Source organism: Gottfriedia acidiceleris, assembly GCF_023115465.1.
Taxonomy (GTDB): domain Bacteria; phylum Bacillota; class Bacilli; order Bacillales; family Bacillaceae_G; genus Gottfriedia; species Gottfriedia acidiceleris_B.
Genome location: NZ_CP096034.1, coordinates 3,084,880 through 3,101,681, shown reverse-complemented (window position 1 = coordinate 3,101,681; position 16,802 = coordinate 3,084,880). Strand labels below are relative to the sequence as shown.

Sequence of the window (16,802 nt, the reverse complement as noted above, 5' to 3'; positions counted from 1 at the left end):
AAATTAGTAGTTGAGGTATGGAATATGAGAAGAAATAAAAAAGATCGTCATGAATTGTTAAAAAAAATTATAAAAGAAAATCCGTTTATTACAGATGAAGATTTAGCTAATCAATTATCTGTGAGCATACAAACTATTCGTCTTGATCGTCTTGAATTATCAATTCCTGAGTTAAGGGAGCGCATCAAAAATGTTGCCACTCAGCAATTAGAAGATGTAAAATCACTACCAGTAGATGAAATAATCGGTGAAGTTATTGATATTCATTTAAACGAAAGTGCCATTTCTATATTTGATGTTAAACAAGAGCATACTTTTAGTAGAAATGGAATTGCCCGAGGTCATCACTTATTTGCTCAAGCAAATTCATTAGCAGTTGCAGTTATTCATGATGATTTAGCTCTTACAGCTAAATCCAATTTTGTTTTTATTAAACCAGTAAAAACAAATGATCGAGTAATTGCCAAGGCAAAGGTTTTACCGCAAAAAGGAGATCCGAGGCGTACTACAGTTGATATCAATGGCTATGTTGAAAAAGAACATGTATTCCATGGCTTATTCGAAATGTACCACCGAAGTATTGAAGAATAGGAAGTGAACAAGATGAAATTAGCTATCGATGCAATGGGTGGAGATCATGCTCCAAAAGCCATCGTTGAAGGTGCGATGCTTGCAGTTGAAAAATTGAATGATATACATATTACTTTAATTGGTGATGAATCAAAAATTAAACCATTCTTAACGAATGATAAAAATATAACGATAATCCATACAGATGAAGTAATTGAAGGAACTGAAGAGCCAGTTAGAGCGGTTAGAAGAAAGAAGAATGCTTCTATGGTTTTAATGGCATATCAAGTAAAAGAAGGTAATGCTGATGCATGTATTTCTGCTGGAAATACTGGCGCATTAATGACAGCGGGACTATTAGTTGTTGGCCGAATGGAAGGTGTAGAACGACCTGCACTTTCACCTACTATGCCTACATTAGATGGAAAAGGCTTTGTTTTCCTTGATGTAGGTGCTAATGTTGATGCAAAAGCAAGTCATTTACTTCAATATGCGATAATGGGCTCTGTTTATGCACAACAAGTAAGAGGCATACATAATCCGACCGTAGGATTACTAAATGTCGGTACGGAAGATAAAAAAGGTAATGAACTTGCGAAACAAACTTTCCAACTACTAAGAGAAAGTAATTTGAATTTTATAGGAAATGTAGAAGCTAGAGACTTAATGAATTCAGTAGCAGATGTAGTAGTTACAGACGGGTATACTGGAAATGTAGCTTTAAAAGCGATTGAAGGTACTGCACTTGCAATGTTTTCATTAATAAAAGATGCGATGCTTACTAATTTCACATCCAAGCTTGCAGCAGCTGTTTTAAAACCAAACTTAAAAGGTGTTAAAAAGAAAATGGATTACTCTGAGTATGGTGGAGCAGCTTTATTTGGCTTAAAATCACCTGTCATTAAGGCTCATGGAAGTTCTGATGCTATGGGGATTTTTAGTGCAATTAAGCAAACACAAACGATGGTTGAACATAATGTTGTAAAACTAGTAAGTGATCACATGGAGAAAATCGAATCAAATGCATAAGGGGGTCACTCCAATGGGTAAAGTGGCGTTTATTTTTCCTGGACAAGGATCACAAAAAGTTGGAATGGGTAAAGATGTAGCTGAGAGCTATAATGAATGTGGATCAATTTTTGAAACTGCTAACGAAAAAATTGGTTTTAGTCTTTCAGAGATTATTTTCAATGGAACTGATGAAGAGTTAACTGCTACATATCATGCACAGCCAGCAATCTTAACAACTTCAATTGCTATGCTTGAGAAGATTAAATCAGCTGGAATTAAACCAGACTTTGTTGCTGGTCATAGTTTAGGTGAGTTTACAGCACTTGTAGCAGCAAATAGTATTTCATTTGAAGACGGTGTTAAATTAGTACATAAACGTGGGCAATTAATGGAACAAGCAGTACCAGTAGGACAAGGTGCTATGGCAGCTGTATTATTTTTAGCTCCAGAAAAAATTGAAGAAGTTATTTCTGAAGTGAATAAAAATGGTCATTCTGTAGGTATTGCAAATTATAATTCTCCTACACAAGTAGTTATTACTGGAGATGCAGAAGGTGTACAAATTGCTTCTGGTTTACTAAAAGAAGCTGGAGCAAAACGTGTATTACCTTTAAAAGTAAGTGGTCCATTCCACTCATCTTTAATGAAACCTGCAAGCGAAGAATTCCAAAACGAGCTTGGTAAAATAAATGTAAATGATTGCGTAACGCCATTAATTTCAAATGTTACTGCTAAAGTTGTGACAGATGCAAATGAAATTAAGGAATTATTAGTTAATCAATTATATTCTCCGGTAAAATGGAACCAATCGATTCAAGAATTAGTTGACCTTGGTGTTGATACATTCGTTGAAATTGGTCCTGGAAAAGTTTTAACTGGATTAGTAAAAGCAATCTCTCCTTCATCTAAATTAGTAAATGTTTATGATGTTGAAACGTTAAACCAATTTTTAAATGAATGGGAGGAAATAAAATCATGCTAAATGGAAAAGTTGCATTAGTTACAGGTGGATCTCGTGGTATCGGACGAGCAATCGCATTATCTTTAGCAAAAAATGGTGCGAATGTAGTTGTTAATTATTCTGGAAATGAAGCGGCTGCGCTTAAAGTTGTAGAAGAAATTACAGCACTTGGAGTTAAAGCTATAGCATATAAAGCAAATGTATCAAATGGTGAAGAAGTTGCTGCTTTAGTAAAAAATACTGTTGATGAATTTGGAAGTATTGATATACTAGTAAACAACGCAGGTATTACAAGAGACGGCCTTTTATTACGTATGAAAGATGCTGATTGGGATGATGTAATTGATACAAACTTAAAAGGTGTTTTCAATTGTATCAAAGCAGCAGCGAAGTTTATGACTCGTCAACGTAATGGCCGCATCATTAATATTAGTTCAGTTGTTGGACAAATTGGTAATCCAGGCCAAATGAACTATGTAGCAGCAAAAGCTGGCGTATTAGGTTTAACAAAAACAGCAGCAAAAGAATTGGCTTCTAGAAATATTACAGTTAATGCAATTGCACCTGGTTTTATTGAAACTGATATGACAAATGAATTAAATGAGCAAATCAGAACACAAATGTTATCAAGTATTCCATTGCAATCTTTTGGTCAACCAGAAGATATTGCTAATGCAGTAGTATTCTTAGCAATGGATGCAAGTAGATACATTACTGGACAAACAATCAATGTTGATGGTGGACTTGTAATGAATTAATTTGGCGTTTGCCACATTTTTATGTATAATGCATAAGTAGATAACTTTGGGGGGAGGTGAATAATAATGCAAGATGTATTAGAGCGCGTATCAAAGATTATTGTTGACCGTTTAGGTGTAGAAGAATCTGAGATCCAAATTACAAGCCGTTTCAAAGAAGATTTAGACGCAGACTCATTAGACGTAGTTGAATTAGTAATGCAATTAGAAGATGAGTTTGAATTAGAAATTTCTGACGAAGATGCTGAAAAAATCGTCACAGTTGGTGATGTTGTGAACTACATAGAGAGCAACATGTAATGAGAAAAGTCCCGTATTTTATACGGGACTTCTCATCATTTTCTTGACTAGTAGGTTTAGCAGCATATCAAACTGCTTTTAGTTGGAGGTAAATATGCCGCATTCAAGAAGAGTAAGAGAATATAAACTTTCTGATGTTGAAAAAGAAAACTTTGTTAAATTTCAAAAACAAATAAATATTATGTTTAATAATGAAAGCTTGCTAATTCAAGCGTTTACACATTCATCCTATGTGAATGAGCATCGTAAAAAACCATATGAAGATAATGAGAGATTAGAATATTTAGGGGATGCTGTTTTAGAGCTTACCGTTTCACAATATTTATTTCAAAAATATATTACTATGAGTGAAGGCGAGTTAACAAAATTACGTGCCGCAATCGTTTGTGAACCATCACTTGTGAAATTTGCGAATGAATTAGATTTTGGTCGATATATATTACTTGGTCGCGGAGAAGAAATGACTGGTGGTCGAACACGTCCAGCATTACTTGCGGATGTTTTTGAAGCATTCATTGGATCATTATATTTGGACCAAGGATTACAAACAGTTATTAACTTCTTATCTCTTCATATATTCCCAAAAATAAACGATGGTGCTTTTTCGCATGTGATGGATTTTAAAAGTCAATTACAAGAGTTTGTACAAAGGGATTCCACAGGTTCAATTGAATATAAAATACTTCAAGAAAAAGGACCAGCTCATAACCGAGAATTTGTTTCAAAAGTATTATTAAATGGTGAAACATTAGGAATCGGTAGTGGTAGGTCTAAAAAAGAAGCAGAGCAACAAGCAGCTAAAGAAGCATTAATAAAATTAAAAGAGTCAAGTAAATAGATTTAACTAAAAAATCTAGTAGAAAACTTGTCAACTAAACGATCAAACTTAAATTTTAGACTGATTGCAAGCGCTTGATTCCCAAGGGTTGAAGCCTGTTGAGGAGCTTAAGTTACCATAGGCGGTAAAGAGCATCGTTAGACAGGTGAAGCAACGAAGAAAGCGAGCGTTTGGCGGGCAGTCTGCTCCCCCTTTTATGGGGGAGTTTTTGTGTATATAATTAAATCAAAAAGGGGGAATTCAGTTGTTCCTCAAACGACTAGATATAATTGGATTTAAATCATTCGCTCAGCGAGTTACGATAGATTTTGTAAAAGGTGTTACAGCAGTTGTAGGACCAAATGGAAGTGGTAAAAGTAATATTACAGATGCCATTAGATGGGTACTAGGTGAACAGTCAGTCAAATCATTACGAGGAGCGAAGATGGAGGATATCATTTTTGCTGGTAGTGATGGAAGAAAACCTTTAAATTATGCAGAAGTTACACTGACTTTAGATAATGAAGATCAACAATTACCACTTGAGTATAGTGAAGTAAGTGTTACAAGACGTGTTTACCGTTCTGGAGATAGTGATTTTTATATTAATAAACAATCTTGTCGATTAAAAGATATTGTTGATTTATTTATGGATTCTGGACTTGGAAGAGAAGCATTCTCTATAATTTCTCAAGGGAAGGTTGAAGAAATATTAAGCAGTAAGCCAGAAGAACGAAGAGGAATTTTTGAAGAAGCAGCTGGAGTATTAAAGTATAAAAACAGAAAGAAAAAGGCTGAAGCAAAATTATTCGAAACGCAAGAAAACTTAAATCGAGTTGATGATATTTTATTTGAATTAAGTTCCCAAATTGAACCATTAAGAATGCAAGCTTCAATTGCAAAGGAATACATAGAACATAGAGATGAGCTAGAAAAGGTTGAGGCAGCTCTCTTAGTATACGAAATTGAATCGCTTCATCAGAAATGGGAAGAGCTTAAACTAGAAATTGCCCAGAACTCTGATTTAGAAATTGCGTTATCGACAGAGATTTCGACTGAAGAATCAAAACAACACGAATTACAGGAGAAATTAAATGCATTAGATGAATCAATCGATCAATTACAGCAAGTTTTATTAACTGTTACGAAGAACTTGGAAAAATATGAAGGTCAGAAAGAGTTAATGAAGGAGCGAAAAAGAAATACTTCAACTCAATCTGAACAATTAAGAAAACAAGTTGATGAAGTTACTGTACAAATAAACGAGACGATTAAATTAATCGAAGCAGAAAAAGAACAAGAAAAACTTTCTCGTCAAAATGTAAACAAAACGAAAACAAATATTGTTGAGATCCAAAATGAGATTACATCTTATGAGGGTGATATTGAAGAACAGATTGAATTAATAAAATCTGACTATATTGAGCTTTTAAATAATCAAGCATCGATTAAAAATGAAAAAACGATGCTTGAAAAGCAAAGTCAACAATACTCAGTAAAATCGAGTCGATTAGATTTAGAAAATGAAAAATACATTCGTCAAAGAGAACAATTACAGAATAGAAAAACCGAATTGCTTAATGAGAAAGAACAAACTGATTTAACATTTAAAGAGTTAAATGAAAAATTTGAAACCTTAAATAAGCAGCATGATGAAACTGCAATCGTTTTAAAGGAAAAAGAAGAATTACTAAATAAAGCTTATCAGTTTATTCAACAAACAAAATCAAGAAAAGAAACCCTTGAAGAACTTCAAGAAGATTTTGCTGGTTTTAATCAAGGTGTTAAAGAAATATTGAAAGCAAGAGGCACAAGATTAGAAGGTATTAAAGGAGCAATCGCTGAACTAATTACAACAAACAAACAATACGAAATTGCGATTGAAATTGCACTAGGTGCAGCTACACAACAAATTGTTGTTGAAAATGACGAACATGCTAGAAGAGCAATTCAATTTTTAAAGCAACAACGTTTAGGCCGAGCGACATTTTTACCAATGAATATTGTTAAAGCTCGTTTTGTACCAGCTAATGTTATTGAAGGATTAAAAAGAAATCCTTCCTTTATTGGAGTTGCATCATCACTTGTTAGTAATTCAGGTGAGTATGAGCAAGTGATCCAAAACTTACTTGGAACTGTTTTAATCGCACAAGATTTAAAAGGTGCTAATGAACTGGCTAAACTCGTTGGACATCGCTATCGCTTTGTCACGCTTGAAGGTGATGTTGTTAATCCTGGTGGAGCGATGACTGGTGGGGCCGTTCGAACTACGAATTCTTCACTTATAGGAAGACAGCGAGAGTTAGAAGAAATCACTGTAAAACTAAAGGATATGCAAGAAAAGACGAACTCGCTTGAGAGTGAGGTTCAAATCCTTAAAGCGACAATCCTAGACAGTTCTTCTAAAGCTCAAACATTAAATGATGAAATTCAAAACGTTAAACAAATAATTGTTTCAATTATGGAGCAACTAAAAAGTATCGAATTTGAAGAAAAAAATATAAACGATGCTTTAGCAATCTATGATTTAGAAATGGGAAGTTCAGCAAGTGATTTATTAAAGGTTAAAGACCGTCTAGAGGAATTATCATCCTTAGATGCTAATGTGAAAAATGAGATTATCGCAAGTGAACAGAAGATCAATGAATTAACTGAACGAAAACTAAATCAAAAGGAAATTAAAGATGAATTACAATCGAAGTTAACTAGTCTTAAAATTTATCTAGCACAAGAAGAGCAAAAGTTAAATTATAGTAACGAAAAAATTCGTCAGTTTGAAGATAATTCTATTAAGCAAAAGCAAATTCTTGAACAAACGAAAGAAAAAATAATTTTCTTATCTAGTGAACTTATGACAAATGAAAATGGTAAGGAAGAGCTCGAGAAAATAATTTCGGATACGCGTATTGAATTTTCAAAAACGACAGAAATTATTTCGAAACGTCGAGAGCAACGAATTGCTTATCAAACAGAGCTAGAAGATTATGTTCAATCATTACGTGAAAAGCAACGTCAATATAAGTCACTTTCTGATTTACTAAAACAGCAAGAAGTAAATAGTAATCGACTTGATGTAGAGCTTGAAAATCGTCTTGAACAACTAAATGTAAAGTATATGACTACTTACGAAGCGGCAAAAATGAAATATACACTAGAAATGACAGTTGATGATGCAAGGAAACGAGTTAAACTATTAAAGCGTTCAATAGAGGAATTAGGAACTGTTAATATTGGTGCAATTGATGAGTATGAACGTGTATCTGAACGACATGATTTTCTTCAAGAACAAAGAACTGATTTAAATGAAGCAAAAATCACACTTTACAATGTAATTAGTGAGATGGATGAAGAAATGACAAAGCGTTTCGAAACAAGTTTTAATGCAATTCGTGAAAAATTCCAAGTTGTCTTTACTCAGTTGTTTGGTGGAGGCAGAGCTGATTTAGTTCTAACGGATGCAGAAAATTTATTGTTAACAGGTGTTGATATTGTTGCTCAGCCACCAGGTAAAAAGCTTCAAAATTTAGGTTTATTATCAGGAGGCGAACGAGCACTTACGGCAATCGCTCTACTTTTTGCAATTTTACAAGTACGTCCAGTACCTTTCTGTGTACTTGATGAGGTTGAAGCTGCACTAGATGAGGCGAATGTAGCTCGATTTGCAAAATTCTTAAAATATTTTAGTGAACAAACTCAATTTATTGTTATTACCCACCGTAAAGGTACAATGGAAGAATGTGATGTATTATACGGTGTTACAATGCAAGAATATGGAGTTTCTACGCTAGTATCAGTTCGTTTGGATGAAGGCGAAGTATTATTATCAAATGGTAATTAGAAAGGATTGAAACGATGAGCTTTTTTAAGAAATTAAAAGAAACAATCTCAAAACAAACGGAGTCAGTGACTCAAAAATTTAAATCTGGTTTAGAGAAATCTAGAAATAACCTGACAGAGGGGTTAAACGATTTATTTGCTAGATACCGTAAAGTAGATGAAGATTTTTTTGAAGAACTTGAGGAAATCCTAATAATGGCTGATGTTGGTGTAAACACAGTAATGGAATTAGTAGAGGACTTGAAATTTGAAGTGAAACGAAAAAATATTCAAGATCCAAAAGGTGTACAAGAGGTAATATCTGAAAAATTAGTTGAATTGTATAAAGGTGATGATTTAACAGATGATTCATTTGAGATAAATTTAAATCCTGATGGTTTAACAGTTGTTTTATTCGTTGGAGTAAACGGTGTAGGAAAAACAACTTCAATTGGTAAAATAGCTCATAAACTAAAAACTGAAGGGAAAAAAGTACTACTTGCTGCTGGTGACACATTTAGAGCCGGAGCTATTGAGCAATTAGAAGTTTGGGGAGATCGTGTAGGTGTTGAAACAATTAAACAAGGTGAAGGATCTGACCCAGCTGCAGTAATGTATGATGCGGTTCAAGCTGCAAAAGCTCGTAAAGTTGATGTTTTACTTTGTGACACAGCAGGCCGCCTACAAAATAAAGTAAACTTAATGAAAGAACTTGAAAAAGTTCGTAATGTCATTGCTAGAGAAGTACCTGGTGCACCACACGAAGTATTACTAGTAATTGATGCTACAACTGGCCAAAATGGTCTGGTTCAAGCAAAAACATTCTCTGAAGCTACAAATGTTACAGGTATTGTCTTAACGAAACTAGATGGAACTGCTAAAGGTGGGATTGTTTTAGCAATCCGAAACGAACTAAAAGTACCAGTTAAATTCGTTGGCCTTGGAGAACAAATGGACGACCTACAACCATTCCAAGCAGAACAATTTGTATATGGACTATTTGGAGATTTAATGAATAAAGAAGCATAATTTAAAATTAAAGAAATGACGTGGATATGTTTTTTATTGAAAGACATATCCACTTTTTTAAAATTGTGCAATAGCAAGATGAGTATGACCATAATGGAATGAACGCAAGAGGACTCGAAAGTTGCACAAATTAGTCAAATTGATTTCTGATGGATCATGTCTGCATTTGTATCTAAATTAGAATACAAACCCACATGGTATAGTAAAACAATCATGAAAGTAAGTAAATGGTTTCCAACCAGTCAAATATGTTCTGATTGTGGGCACCAAGAATGCAAGAAATCTCTTGCAATCAGGGGATGGACCTGTCCAATTTGCCATCAACATCACGATTGAAACAGTAAAAATATTCTAGCTGAAGGTGTACGAACAATTACTTTGGCCTAACTAATCATAGAACTAGGAATCTATGGAGATAGCTTGGCAAATACGAGAAACCGCTGCTGGCAAAGAAATAACACTAGCAAATATGCTCAGTTCCCAAGAATCTCTCACTTCAAACAACCTGTAAAGGTGTTAAGTGGTGAGTAGTTCAATAATCGTCAAGTAAAAAACTTGACAGATATTTGTGTATTAGGTAAACTAGCATATGTAAAGGCAATTCACTTAACAAAGGAGTGATAGTTATGGCAGATCATACAATGTTAGATAAGACGATGAGAATCAATTATCTATATGATTTTTATCATTCTCTTTTAACTCCTAAACAACAAAGCTATATGTCATTATATTACTTGGATGACTATTCTTTAGGTGAGATTGCGGAAGAGTTTAACATTAGTAGACAGGCGGTTTATGATAATATAAAACGTACTGAAGCTATGTTAGAAGAATATGAAGAGAAATTATTACTTCTAAAAAAATTTCAACAACGAAATGAACTTTTAAATCATTTGAAAACTTATGCTAAAAAAGGTAAAGTTGTAGATGACGAGTTTCTTCGAGTAATCGATGCGTTAGAGAAATTAGAATAATAAGGAGGACGGTTTTATGGCATTTGAAGGATTAGCCGACCGACTTCAAAAGACATTACAAAAGGTTCGTGGCAAAGGTAAAGTATCTGAATCTGATGTCAAGGAAATGATGAGAGAAGTTCGTCTTGCTTTACTAGAGGCGGATGTTAACTTTAAAGTTGTTAAAGATTTTGTGAAACGTGTTTCAGAACGAGCTGTAGGACAAGAAGTATTACAAAGCTTAACGCCTGGTCAACATGTTGTAAAGGTAGTTCAAGAAGAACTAACAGCATTAATGGGTGGAGAACAAAGCAAAATTGCTGTTTCAAATCGCCCGCCAACTGTTATTATGATGGTTGGTTTACAAGGTGCTGGTAAAACAACAACGACTGGTAAATTAGCAAATTTACTTCGAAAAAAGTACAATCGTAAGCCGCTTTTAGTTGCAGCAGATATTTACCGTCCTGCCGCGATTAAACAGCTTCAAACATTAGGTAAACAATTAGATTTGCCAGTATTTACATTAGGAGATCAAGTAAGTCCGGTTGAAATTGCGAAACAAGCGATTCAACACGCTAAGGATGAACATCATGACTATGTTCTAATTGATACTGCAGGTCGTTTACATATTGACGAAGGTTTAATGGAAGAACTTGCACAAATTAAAGAACTTTCAAAACCTGAAGAAATCTTCCTAGTTGTTGATGCAATGACAGGGCAAGACGCAGTCAATGTGGCACAAAGCTTTAATGATCAATTAGGTTTAACTGGAGTCGTTTTGACGAAGCTTGATGGCGATACTCGTGGTGGTGCAGCATTATCAATTCGTGCAGTTACAAATACTCCAATTAAATTTGTTGGACTTGGTGAAAAACTAGATGCAATTGAGCCGTTCCATCCAGAACGAATGGCATCACGTATTCTAGGAATGGGTGATGTGCTTACTTTAATCGAAAAAGCACAAGAAAACGTAGACCAAGAAAAAGCAAAAGAAATGGAACAAAAATTAAGAAATGCATCCTTTACTTTAGATGATTTCTTAGACCAACTTTCTCAAGTTAAAAAAATGGGACCACTTGGTGATATTTTAAAAATGATGCCAGGTGCAAACAAAATTAAAGGATTGAATGACCTGCAAATTGACGATAAACAAATCGCTCATGTAGAGGCAATTATTCAATCGATGACAAAGCAGGAAAAGCTTACACCAGATATTATTAACTCAAGTCGCAGAAAGCGAATAGCTAGAGGTTCTGGTCGTCCTGTACAAGAAATAAACCGTTTATTAAAACAGTTTGAAGAAATGAAAAAAATGATGAAAATGATGGGTGGTATGCAAAAAGGGAAGAAGAAAGGTTTTAAATTTCCGGGCTTATTCTAACCTATTTGTATAAATTTCCAACATTTAAACATCATTTAATAAAAAATTATGCTGTTAAGAAATTTTACTTTACAAACAGTATTGGTTTTTGATAATATATAAATCGTTGTAAATATTTTCGGAGGTGCTTTAAAAATGGCAGTTAAAATTCGTTTAAAACGTATGGGAGCTAAAAAATCTCCTTTTTACCGTGTAGTAGTAGCAGACGCTCGTTCTCCTCGTGATGGACGTTTCATCGAGGAAATTGGAACTTACAATCCAGTTGCTCAACCAGCTGAAATCAAAATTAACGAAGAAGCAGCATTAAAATGGTTAGGAACAGGTGCTAAACCATCAGATACAGTTCGTAACTTATTCTCTAAAGCTGGTATCTTAGAGAAATTCCACAACGCTCGCAACGGCAAGTAATTATGGAAAAAAAGATGAATACACTCATAAATGCAATTGTTTCAAGTCTTGTAGATCATCCAGAGGATATTTCACTTCAAGTTAAAGAAGATGAGAACAATCTATTCTTTCATTTACAGGTAAACCCTGAAGATGCTGGTAGAGTGATTGGCAAACATGGTAAAATTGCTAAAGCGATTCGTACGGTTGTATATGCAGCAAGTAATGAAAACGCAAAACGTATTCACTTAGATATTCAGTAATGTAAAACGGTCCTTGGCTATAGCTAAGGGCCGTTTTCAACATTACAGAGATTTACGGGAAAGCCCGATATAATGTGGTAGCCCTTATTTATGAATAGATGTAAGTCGTTTGGGCAAGAGGTAGCTTTTGATGCTTAAATGACTTTGAGGTATGCTATAATTGGAATAAGGCTAACTGTTTTAACCGCCTAAGGTCTCAAGTAGACATATATACAATCTAAATGGTCAAACTACTAATGAACAGAGAAATTTTAATATAGAGGTAAAAGAATGAAAAAATATTTAAATGTCGGAAAAATTGTAAATACACATGGTGTTCGAGGAGAGGTTCGAGTTATTTCTAGAACTGATTTTCCAGAAAAACGTTACGTAAAAGGTAATACACTATATTTCTTTAAAGAAAACGAATCGACACCAATTGAATTAATCGTAACAAGTCACCGTGTACATAAAAATTTTGATTTACTAACATTTGATGGGTATGAGTCTCTAGACTCTGTAGAACCACTTAAAAATGGGATTTTAAAGATTACTGAAGATCAATTACACGAGCTAGATAAAAATGAGTACTATTACCATGAAATTATTGGCTGTGTTGTTGAGACAATTGATGGAGAGCAAATTGGTAAAATAAAAGAAATATTATCTCCAGGTGCAAATGATGTTTGGGTGATTCAAAGAAAAGGTCAAAAAGATGCCCTTATTCCATATATCGAGCAAATTGTGAAAGAAATAGATGTAGCGAATAAAAAAGTTAAAATCGAATTAATGGAAGGTCTATTATGATGAAATTAGACTTTTTAACCCTTTTTCCAGAAATGTTTGAAGGAGTTTTAAATTCTTCCATTTTAAAAAAAGCACAAGAAAAAGAGGCTGTTAAGTTTCGTTGTGTAAATTTTAGAGATTTCTCTACGAATAAACATTCAAATGTTGATGACTATCCATATGGTGGTGGCGCTGGTATGGTACTAGCTCCACAGCCGATTTTTGATGCTGTTGATGAATTAGTATCAAAAAGTGAAAATAAGCCGAGAGTAGTCCTTCTATGCCCTCAAGGAGAGAGATTTAATCAACGTAAAGCTGAAGAGCTTGCAAAAGAGGAACACTTAATCTTTATTTGTGGACATTATGAAGGCTATGATGAACGAATTCGTGAACATGTCGTGACGGATGAAATCTCAATTGGTGATTATGTATTAACAGGTGGAGAACTTGGTGCTATGGTCATTGCTGATAGCGTTGTTCGTTTATTACCTGGGGTACTTGGTAATACTACTTCGAAAATTGAAGATTCATTTAGTACAGGATTATTAGAGCACCCTCATTACACGAGACCTGCCGAATTTAGAGGACATAAAGTACCAGATGTTTTATTATCAGGAAATCATGCGAAAATAGAAGAATGGCGTACAAAACAATCTTTTAAACGTACGATAACGCGCCGTCCAGATTTACTCGAAAACTACTCTCTATCTAACAAAGAAGTTAAATGGATGGAGCAAGTAAAAGAAGAATTAAAACAAGAAAACTAGTTGCGTGTACTAATAGAATATGTTAATATAACTTGTGGCTTGAGTAATACTTGAGCCTTTATTCTCGGTGTTCCGCTGCGAGTCACTAAATCTTGTAAGAGCATCGGTTGGAAAAGGAGAGCATACACTATGCAAAATTTAATCAACGAAATTACAAAAGAACAACTAAGAACTGACTTACCAGCATTCCGTCCAGGTGATACTGTACGAGTTCACGTTAAAGTTGTTGAGGGTACTCGTGAGCGTATCCAATTATTCGAAGGTGTAGTTATTAAACGTCGTGGTGGCGGAATTAGCGAAACTTTCACAGTTCGTAAAATTTCTTACGGAGTTGGTGTTGAACGTACGTTCCCAATTCACACTCCAAAAATTGCTAAATTAGACGTTGTTCGTCGCGGTAAAGTACGTCGTGCTAAACTTTACTACCTACGTGCACTTACTGGTAAAAAAGCAAGAATTAAAGAACTTCGATAGTCTTTTGAAAGGAGCTTGTATTAAACAAGCTCCTTTTTTTCCAATATTTGTAGATTATGGATATAATAAAAAGTAAAATAGAATACATAAATTAAGTTATTAACTTAACTGGTTAAAACTGCAAAACGTATGGTTATAAAATGGAGGGATTAGGTTGAAAGAAAGCAATAGTGGTGGAATTTGGGAATTAGTTAAAACAATTTTTATTGCGCTTGTACTTGCACTTGGTATTCGAACATTCCTTTTTACACCGGTTTTAGTTGACGGGATCTCAATGATGCCAACACTACAGGATCAAAGTAGAATGATTGTAAATAAGATCGTATACAAACTACATGAACCTAGACGTTTTGATATTGTAGTCTTCCATGCTACAAAGGAAAAAGATTATATTAAACGAGTTATTGGCTTACCAGGTGACACAGTAGAATATAGAAATGATGTCCTATATGTAAACGGTAAACCGTATAAAGAACCATATTTGAACGAATATAAAAAAGAAACGACGGATGGTCCTCTAACTGAAGACTTTAAGTTAGAAGAGATTACAGGTAGAAAAACAGTACCTAAGGGACAAGTATTCGTTTTAGGTGATAATCGTCGTTTAAGTAAAGATAGTCGTATTATCGGAACAGTTAGTCAAAAAGAAATTTTAGGCCGCGCAAGTTTTGTTTTTTGGCCGTTATCAGAGGTTGAAATGGCTAAATAAAAGCCAAACTAATCTTGATTATTCAATGTATAAGAAGGTGGCAACATGACGATTCAATGGTTTCCTGGCCATATGGCAAAAGCTAGAAGACAAGTTACTGAAAAACTATCATTAATTGATGTTGTAATTGAATTAGCGGATGCAAGGGTACCTGCTGCTTCTAGAAATCCAATGATCGATGAAATAATTTCAAATAAACCAAGATTGCTTTTATTAAATAAAGCAGATTTAGCAGATCCAAGAATTACTCAGCAATGGTTAGCGCATTATGAAAAACAAGGCGTTATGGCAATTGCTATTGATGCAGCATCTGGACAAGGGTTAAAAGCGATTATTTCTTCCTGTGAAATACTTGTAAAAGAGAAATTTGATAAAATGAGATCAAAAGGGATTAAACCTCGCGCAATTCGAGCGTTAATTGTTGGAATCCCGAATGTTGGAAAATCGACTTTAATCAATAAGCTCGCACGAAAAAATATTGCTAAAACTGGTGACCGTCCAGGTGTAACGCAAGCACAGCAGTGGATAAAAGTAGGGAAAGAAATTGAACTGCTTGATACACCGGGTATATTGTGGCCTAAATTTGAAGATCAACTTGTAGGTCTTCGTTTAGCAACTACAGGAGCAATAAAAGATAGTATCATTAACCTACAAGAAGTAATGATTTATGCGATTAAATATTTAAGAGAGTTTTATCCAAATGTGTTAAAAGAAAGATATGACATGAATGATGAAGTTCTATTTGCTGAAGAAGTCGTTGATATTTTTGATCATATTGGAAAGAAACGTGGATTACTTATGTCAGGCGGAATGATAGATTATGATAAAACATCTGATTTATTTTTACGTGAGCTAAGAGCTGGGAAATTAGGAAGATTAACTTTCGAAAATCCATCAATGCTTGAAGTAACTGATGAAATAGTAGAAGAAAGTGCGCAAGAATAAGCGTACTTTCTTCTTTTTTAATGAAATTTTATGGTCTAAACAGAACATGTTATAAAAGGAGTTCTAATTTATGTCTCTGAAAATAGATGAAATAAAAAATATACTAAGTGAATTAACTGACCCAACGAATGAACTCTTAAAAGAATTTGAAAGTGATCAAAGAATTGGTGTGCAAAAGCTAGTAGCTAAATGGTATAAAGAACAAGAAAAAAGAGATTTAGCTAGGGAGAAATTCCTTAAAATGATGGAATATGAACAGAATCTTTATCGCCAAAATATAAAGTTAATTGCAGGAGTAGATGAAGTTGGTAGAGGTCCATTAGCTGGTCCTGTTGTAGCAGCCGCAGTAATTTTAGCGGAAAATACTGAGCTAATTGGATTAGATGATTCAAAAAAATTATCTAAAGAGAAACGACAGTATTTCGTTAAACGGATTAAGGAAGAAGCAATTTCTTATGGGGTTGGTATGGCCAGTTCAACTGAAATAGATGAAATCAATATTTATGAAGCGACTAAACTAGCGATGAGACGTGCGATTGAACAACTAACTCATTCGCCTGAACATTTATTAATTGATGCAATGAAACTACCGCTGAATATTTCTCAAACATCAATCATAAAGGGCGATGCAACGAGCATCAGTATAGCAGCTGCATCCGTACTAGCAAAAGAAACAAGAGATTCTTTAATGTGCGAACTTAGTTTAAAGCACCCGAACTATGGATTTGAAAAGCATATGGGATATGGAACTAAGGAACATTTAAAAGCAATCGATGAGCATGGAATTATTAATGAACATAGAAGATCTTTTGCACCAATCAAAGAAAAAGTTTGATTGTAAAAAATAAATGGTAGTTAGACTACATCAATTTATTGAAGTAGTCTAAAATAGAATA

The 16,802-nt window shown here is 34.2% G+C and carries 19 protein-coding genes; all 19 read left to right on the top strand.

Annotation, left to right across the window (positions count from 1 at the left end; all coding sequences use genetic code 11):
* Nucleotides 1-24: 24 nt before the first annotated feature.
* The 19 genes from fapR to MY490_RS14625 all read left to right on the top strand — a co-directional run bounded on the left by fapR (nt 25) and on the right by MY490_RS14625 (nt 16,741).
* Nucleotides 25-591, top strand: coding sequence for a transcription factor FapR (gene fapR / locus MY490_RS14715; protein ID WP_248266382.1), 567 nt, complete (start codon nt 25-27; stop codon nt 589-591).
* Between the two features lie 12 nt (nt 592-603).
* A complete protein-coding gene (plsX, locus tag MY490_RS14710; protein ID WP_248266381.1) occupies nt 604-1,599 on the top strand; it encodes a phosphate acyltransferase PlsX in 996 nt (331 codons plus the stop codon).
* 13 nt (nt 1,600-1,612) lie between these two features.
* Entirely contained in the window at nt 1,613-2,563 is a 951-nt protein-coding gene (gene fabD / locus MY490_RS14705; protein WP_248266380.1) for an ACP S-malonyltransferase, read from the top strand.
* Complete coding sequence (fabG, locus tag MY490_RS14700; RefSeq protein WP_248266379.1) at nt 2,557-3,300, top strand: 3-oxoacyl-[acyl-carrier-protein] reductase; 744 nt, start codon at nt 2,557-2,559, stop codon at nt 3,298-3,300. The genes fabD and fabG overlap by 7 nt, the downstream gene beginning before the upstream one ends.
* Before the next feature lie 66 nt (nt 3,301-3,366).
* Complete coding sequence (acpP, locus tag MY490_RS14695; RefSeq protein WP_025568936.1) at nt 3,367-3,600, top strand: acyl carrier protein; 234 nt, start codon at nt 3,367-3,369, stop codon at nt 3,598-3,600.
* 94 nt (nt 3,601-3,694) lie between these two features.
* Nucleotides 3,695-4,438, top strand: coding sequence for a ribonuclease III (rnc, locus tag MY490_RS14690; protein ID WP_248266378.1), 744 nt, complete (start codon nt 3,695-3,697; stop codon nt 4,436-4,438).
* Nucleotides 4,439-4,682: 244 nt separating this feature from the next.
* Nucleotides 4,683-8,255: a chromosome segregation protein SMC gene (smc, locus tag MY490_RS14685; protein WP_248266377.1), complete on the top strand. Its 3,573-nt coding sequence runs from the start codon at nt 4,683-4,685 to the stop codon at nt 8,253-8,255.
* A 14-nt stretch (nt 8,256-8,269) separates the two neighbouring features.
* Complete coding sequence (gene ftsY, locus MY490_RS14680; protein ID WP_248266376.1) at nt 8,270-9,262, top strand: signal recognition particle-docking protein FtsY; 993 nt, start codon at nt 8,270-8,272, stop codon at nt 9,260-9,262.
* A gap of 156 nt (nt 9,263-9,418) precedes the next feature.
* Nucleotides 9,419-9,598 carry a zinc ribbon domain-containing protein gene (locus MY490_RS14675; RefSeq protein WP_348983767.1) on the top strand — a complete coding sequence of 60 codons (180 nt, stop codon included), beginning with the start codon at nt 9,419-9,421 and terminating at the stop codon, nt 9,596-9,598.
* A 305-nt stretch (nt 9,599-9,903) separates the two neighbouring features.
* Nucleotides 9,904-10,236 carry a putative DNA-binding protein gene (locus MY490_RS14670; protein ID WP_025569019.1) on the top strand — a complete coding sequence of 111 codons (333 nt, stop codon included), beginning with the start codon at nt 9,904-9,906 and terminating at the stop codon, nt 10,234-10,236.
* 16 nt (nt 10,237-10,252) lie between these two features.
* A complete protein-coding gene (ffh, locus tag MY490_RS14665; RefSeq protein ID WP_025569020.1) occupies nt 10,253-11,596 on the top strand; it encodes a signal recognition particle protein in 1,344 nt (447 codons plus the stop codon).
* A gap of 135 nt (nt 11,597-11,731) precedes the next feature.
* Nucleotides 11,732-12,004 carry a 30S ribosomal protein S16 gene (rpsP, locus tag MY490_RS14660; RefSeq protein WP_025569022.1) on the top strand — a complete coding sequence of 91 codons (273 nt, stop codon included), beginning with the start codon at nt 11,732-11,734 and terminating at the stop codon, nt 12,002-12,004.
* 14 nt (nt 12,005-12,018) lie between these two features.
* Nucleotides 12,019-12,246: a KH domain-containing protein gene (locus tag MY490_RS14655; protein WP_248266375.1), complete on the top strand. Its 228-nt coding sequence runs from the start codon at nt 12,019-12,021 to the stop codon at nt 12,244-12,246.
* A 270-nt stretch (nt 12,247-12,516) separates the two neighbouring features.
* Complete coding sequence (gene rimM, locus MY490_RS14650; RefSeq protein WP_248266374.1) at nt 12,517-13,032, top strand: ribosome maturation factor RimM; 516 nt, start codon at nt 12,517-12,519, stop codon at nt 13,030-13,032.
* Nucleotides 13,032-13,778 carry a tRNA (guanosine(37)-N1)-methyltransferase TrmD gene (gene trmD / locus MY490_RS14645; RefSeq protein WP_248269382.1) on the top strand — a complete coding sequence of 249 codons (747 nt, stop codon included), beginning with the start codon at nt 13,032-13,034 and terminating at the stop codon, nt 13,776-13,778. The genes rimM and trmD overlap by 1 nt, the downstream gene beginning before the upstream one ends.
* A 129-nt stretch (nt 13,779-13,907) precedes the next feature.
* Complete coding sequence (gene rplS / locus MY490_RS14640) at nt 13,908-14,252, top strand: 50S ribosomal protein L19 (protein WP_025569026.1); 345 nt, start codon at nt 13,908-13,910, stop codon at nt 14,250-14,252.
* A 154-nt stretch (nt 14,253-14,406) separates the two neighbouring features.
* Entirely contained in the window at nt 14,407-14,961 is a 555-nt protein-coding gene (gene lepB, locus MY490_RS14635) for a signal peptidase I (RefSeq protein WP_056470894.1), read from the top strand.
* 45 nt (nt 14,962-15,006) lie between these two features.
* On the top strand, nt 15,007-15,906 hold the full coding sequence (gene ylqF / locus MY490_RS14630; RefSeq protein ID WP_248266373.1) for a ribosome biogenesis GTPase YlqF: 900 nt from the start codon (nt 15,007-15,009) through the stop codon (nt 15,904-15,906).
* A gap of 70 nt (nt 15,907-15,976) precedes the next feature.
* Nucleotides 15,977-16,741: a ribonuclease HII gene (locus tag MY490_RS14625; protein WP_248266372.1), complete on the top strand. Its 765-nt coding sequence runs from the start codon at nt 15,977-15,979 to the stop codon at nt 16,739-16,741.
* Nucleotides 16,742-16,802 lie beyond the last annotated feature (61 nt).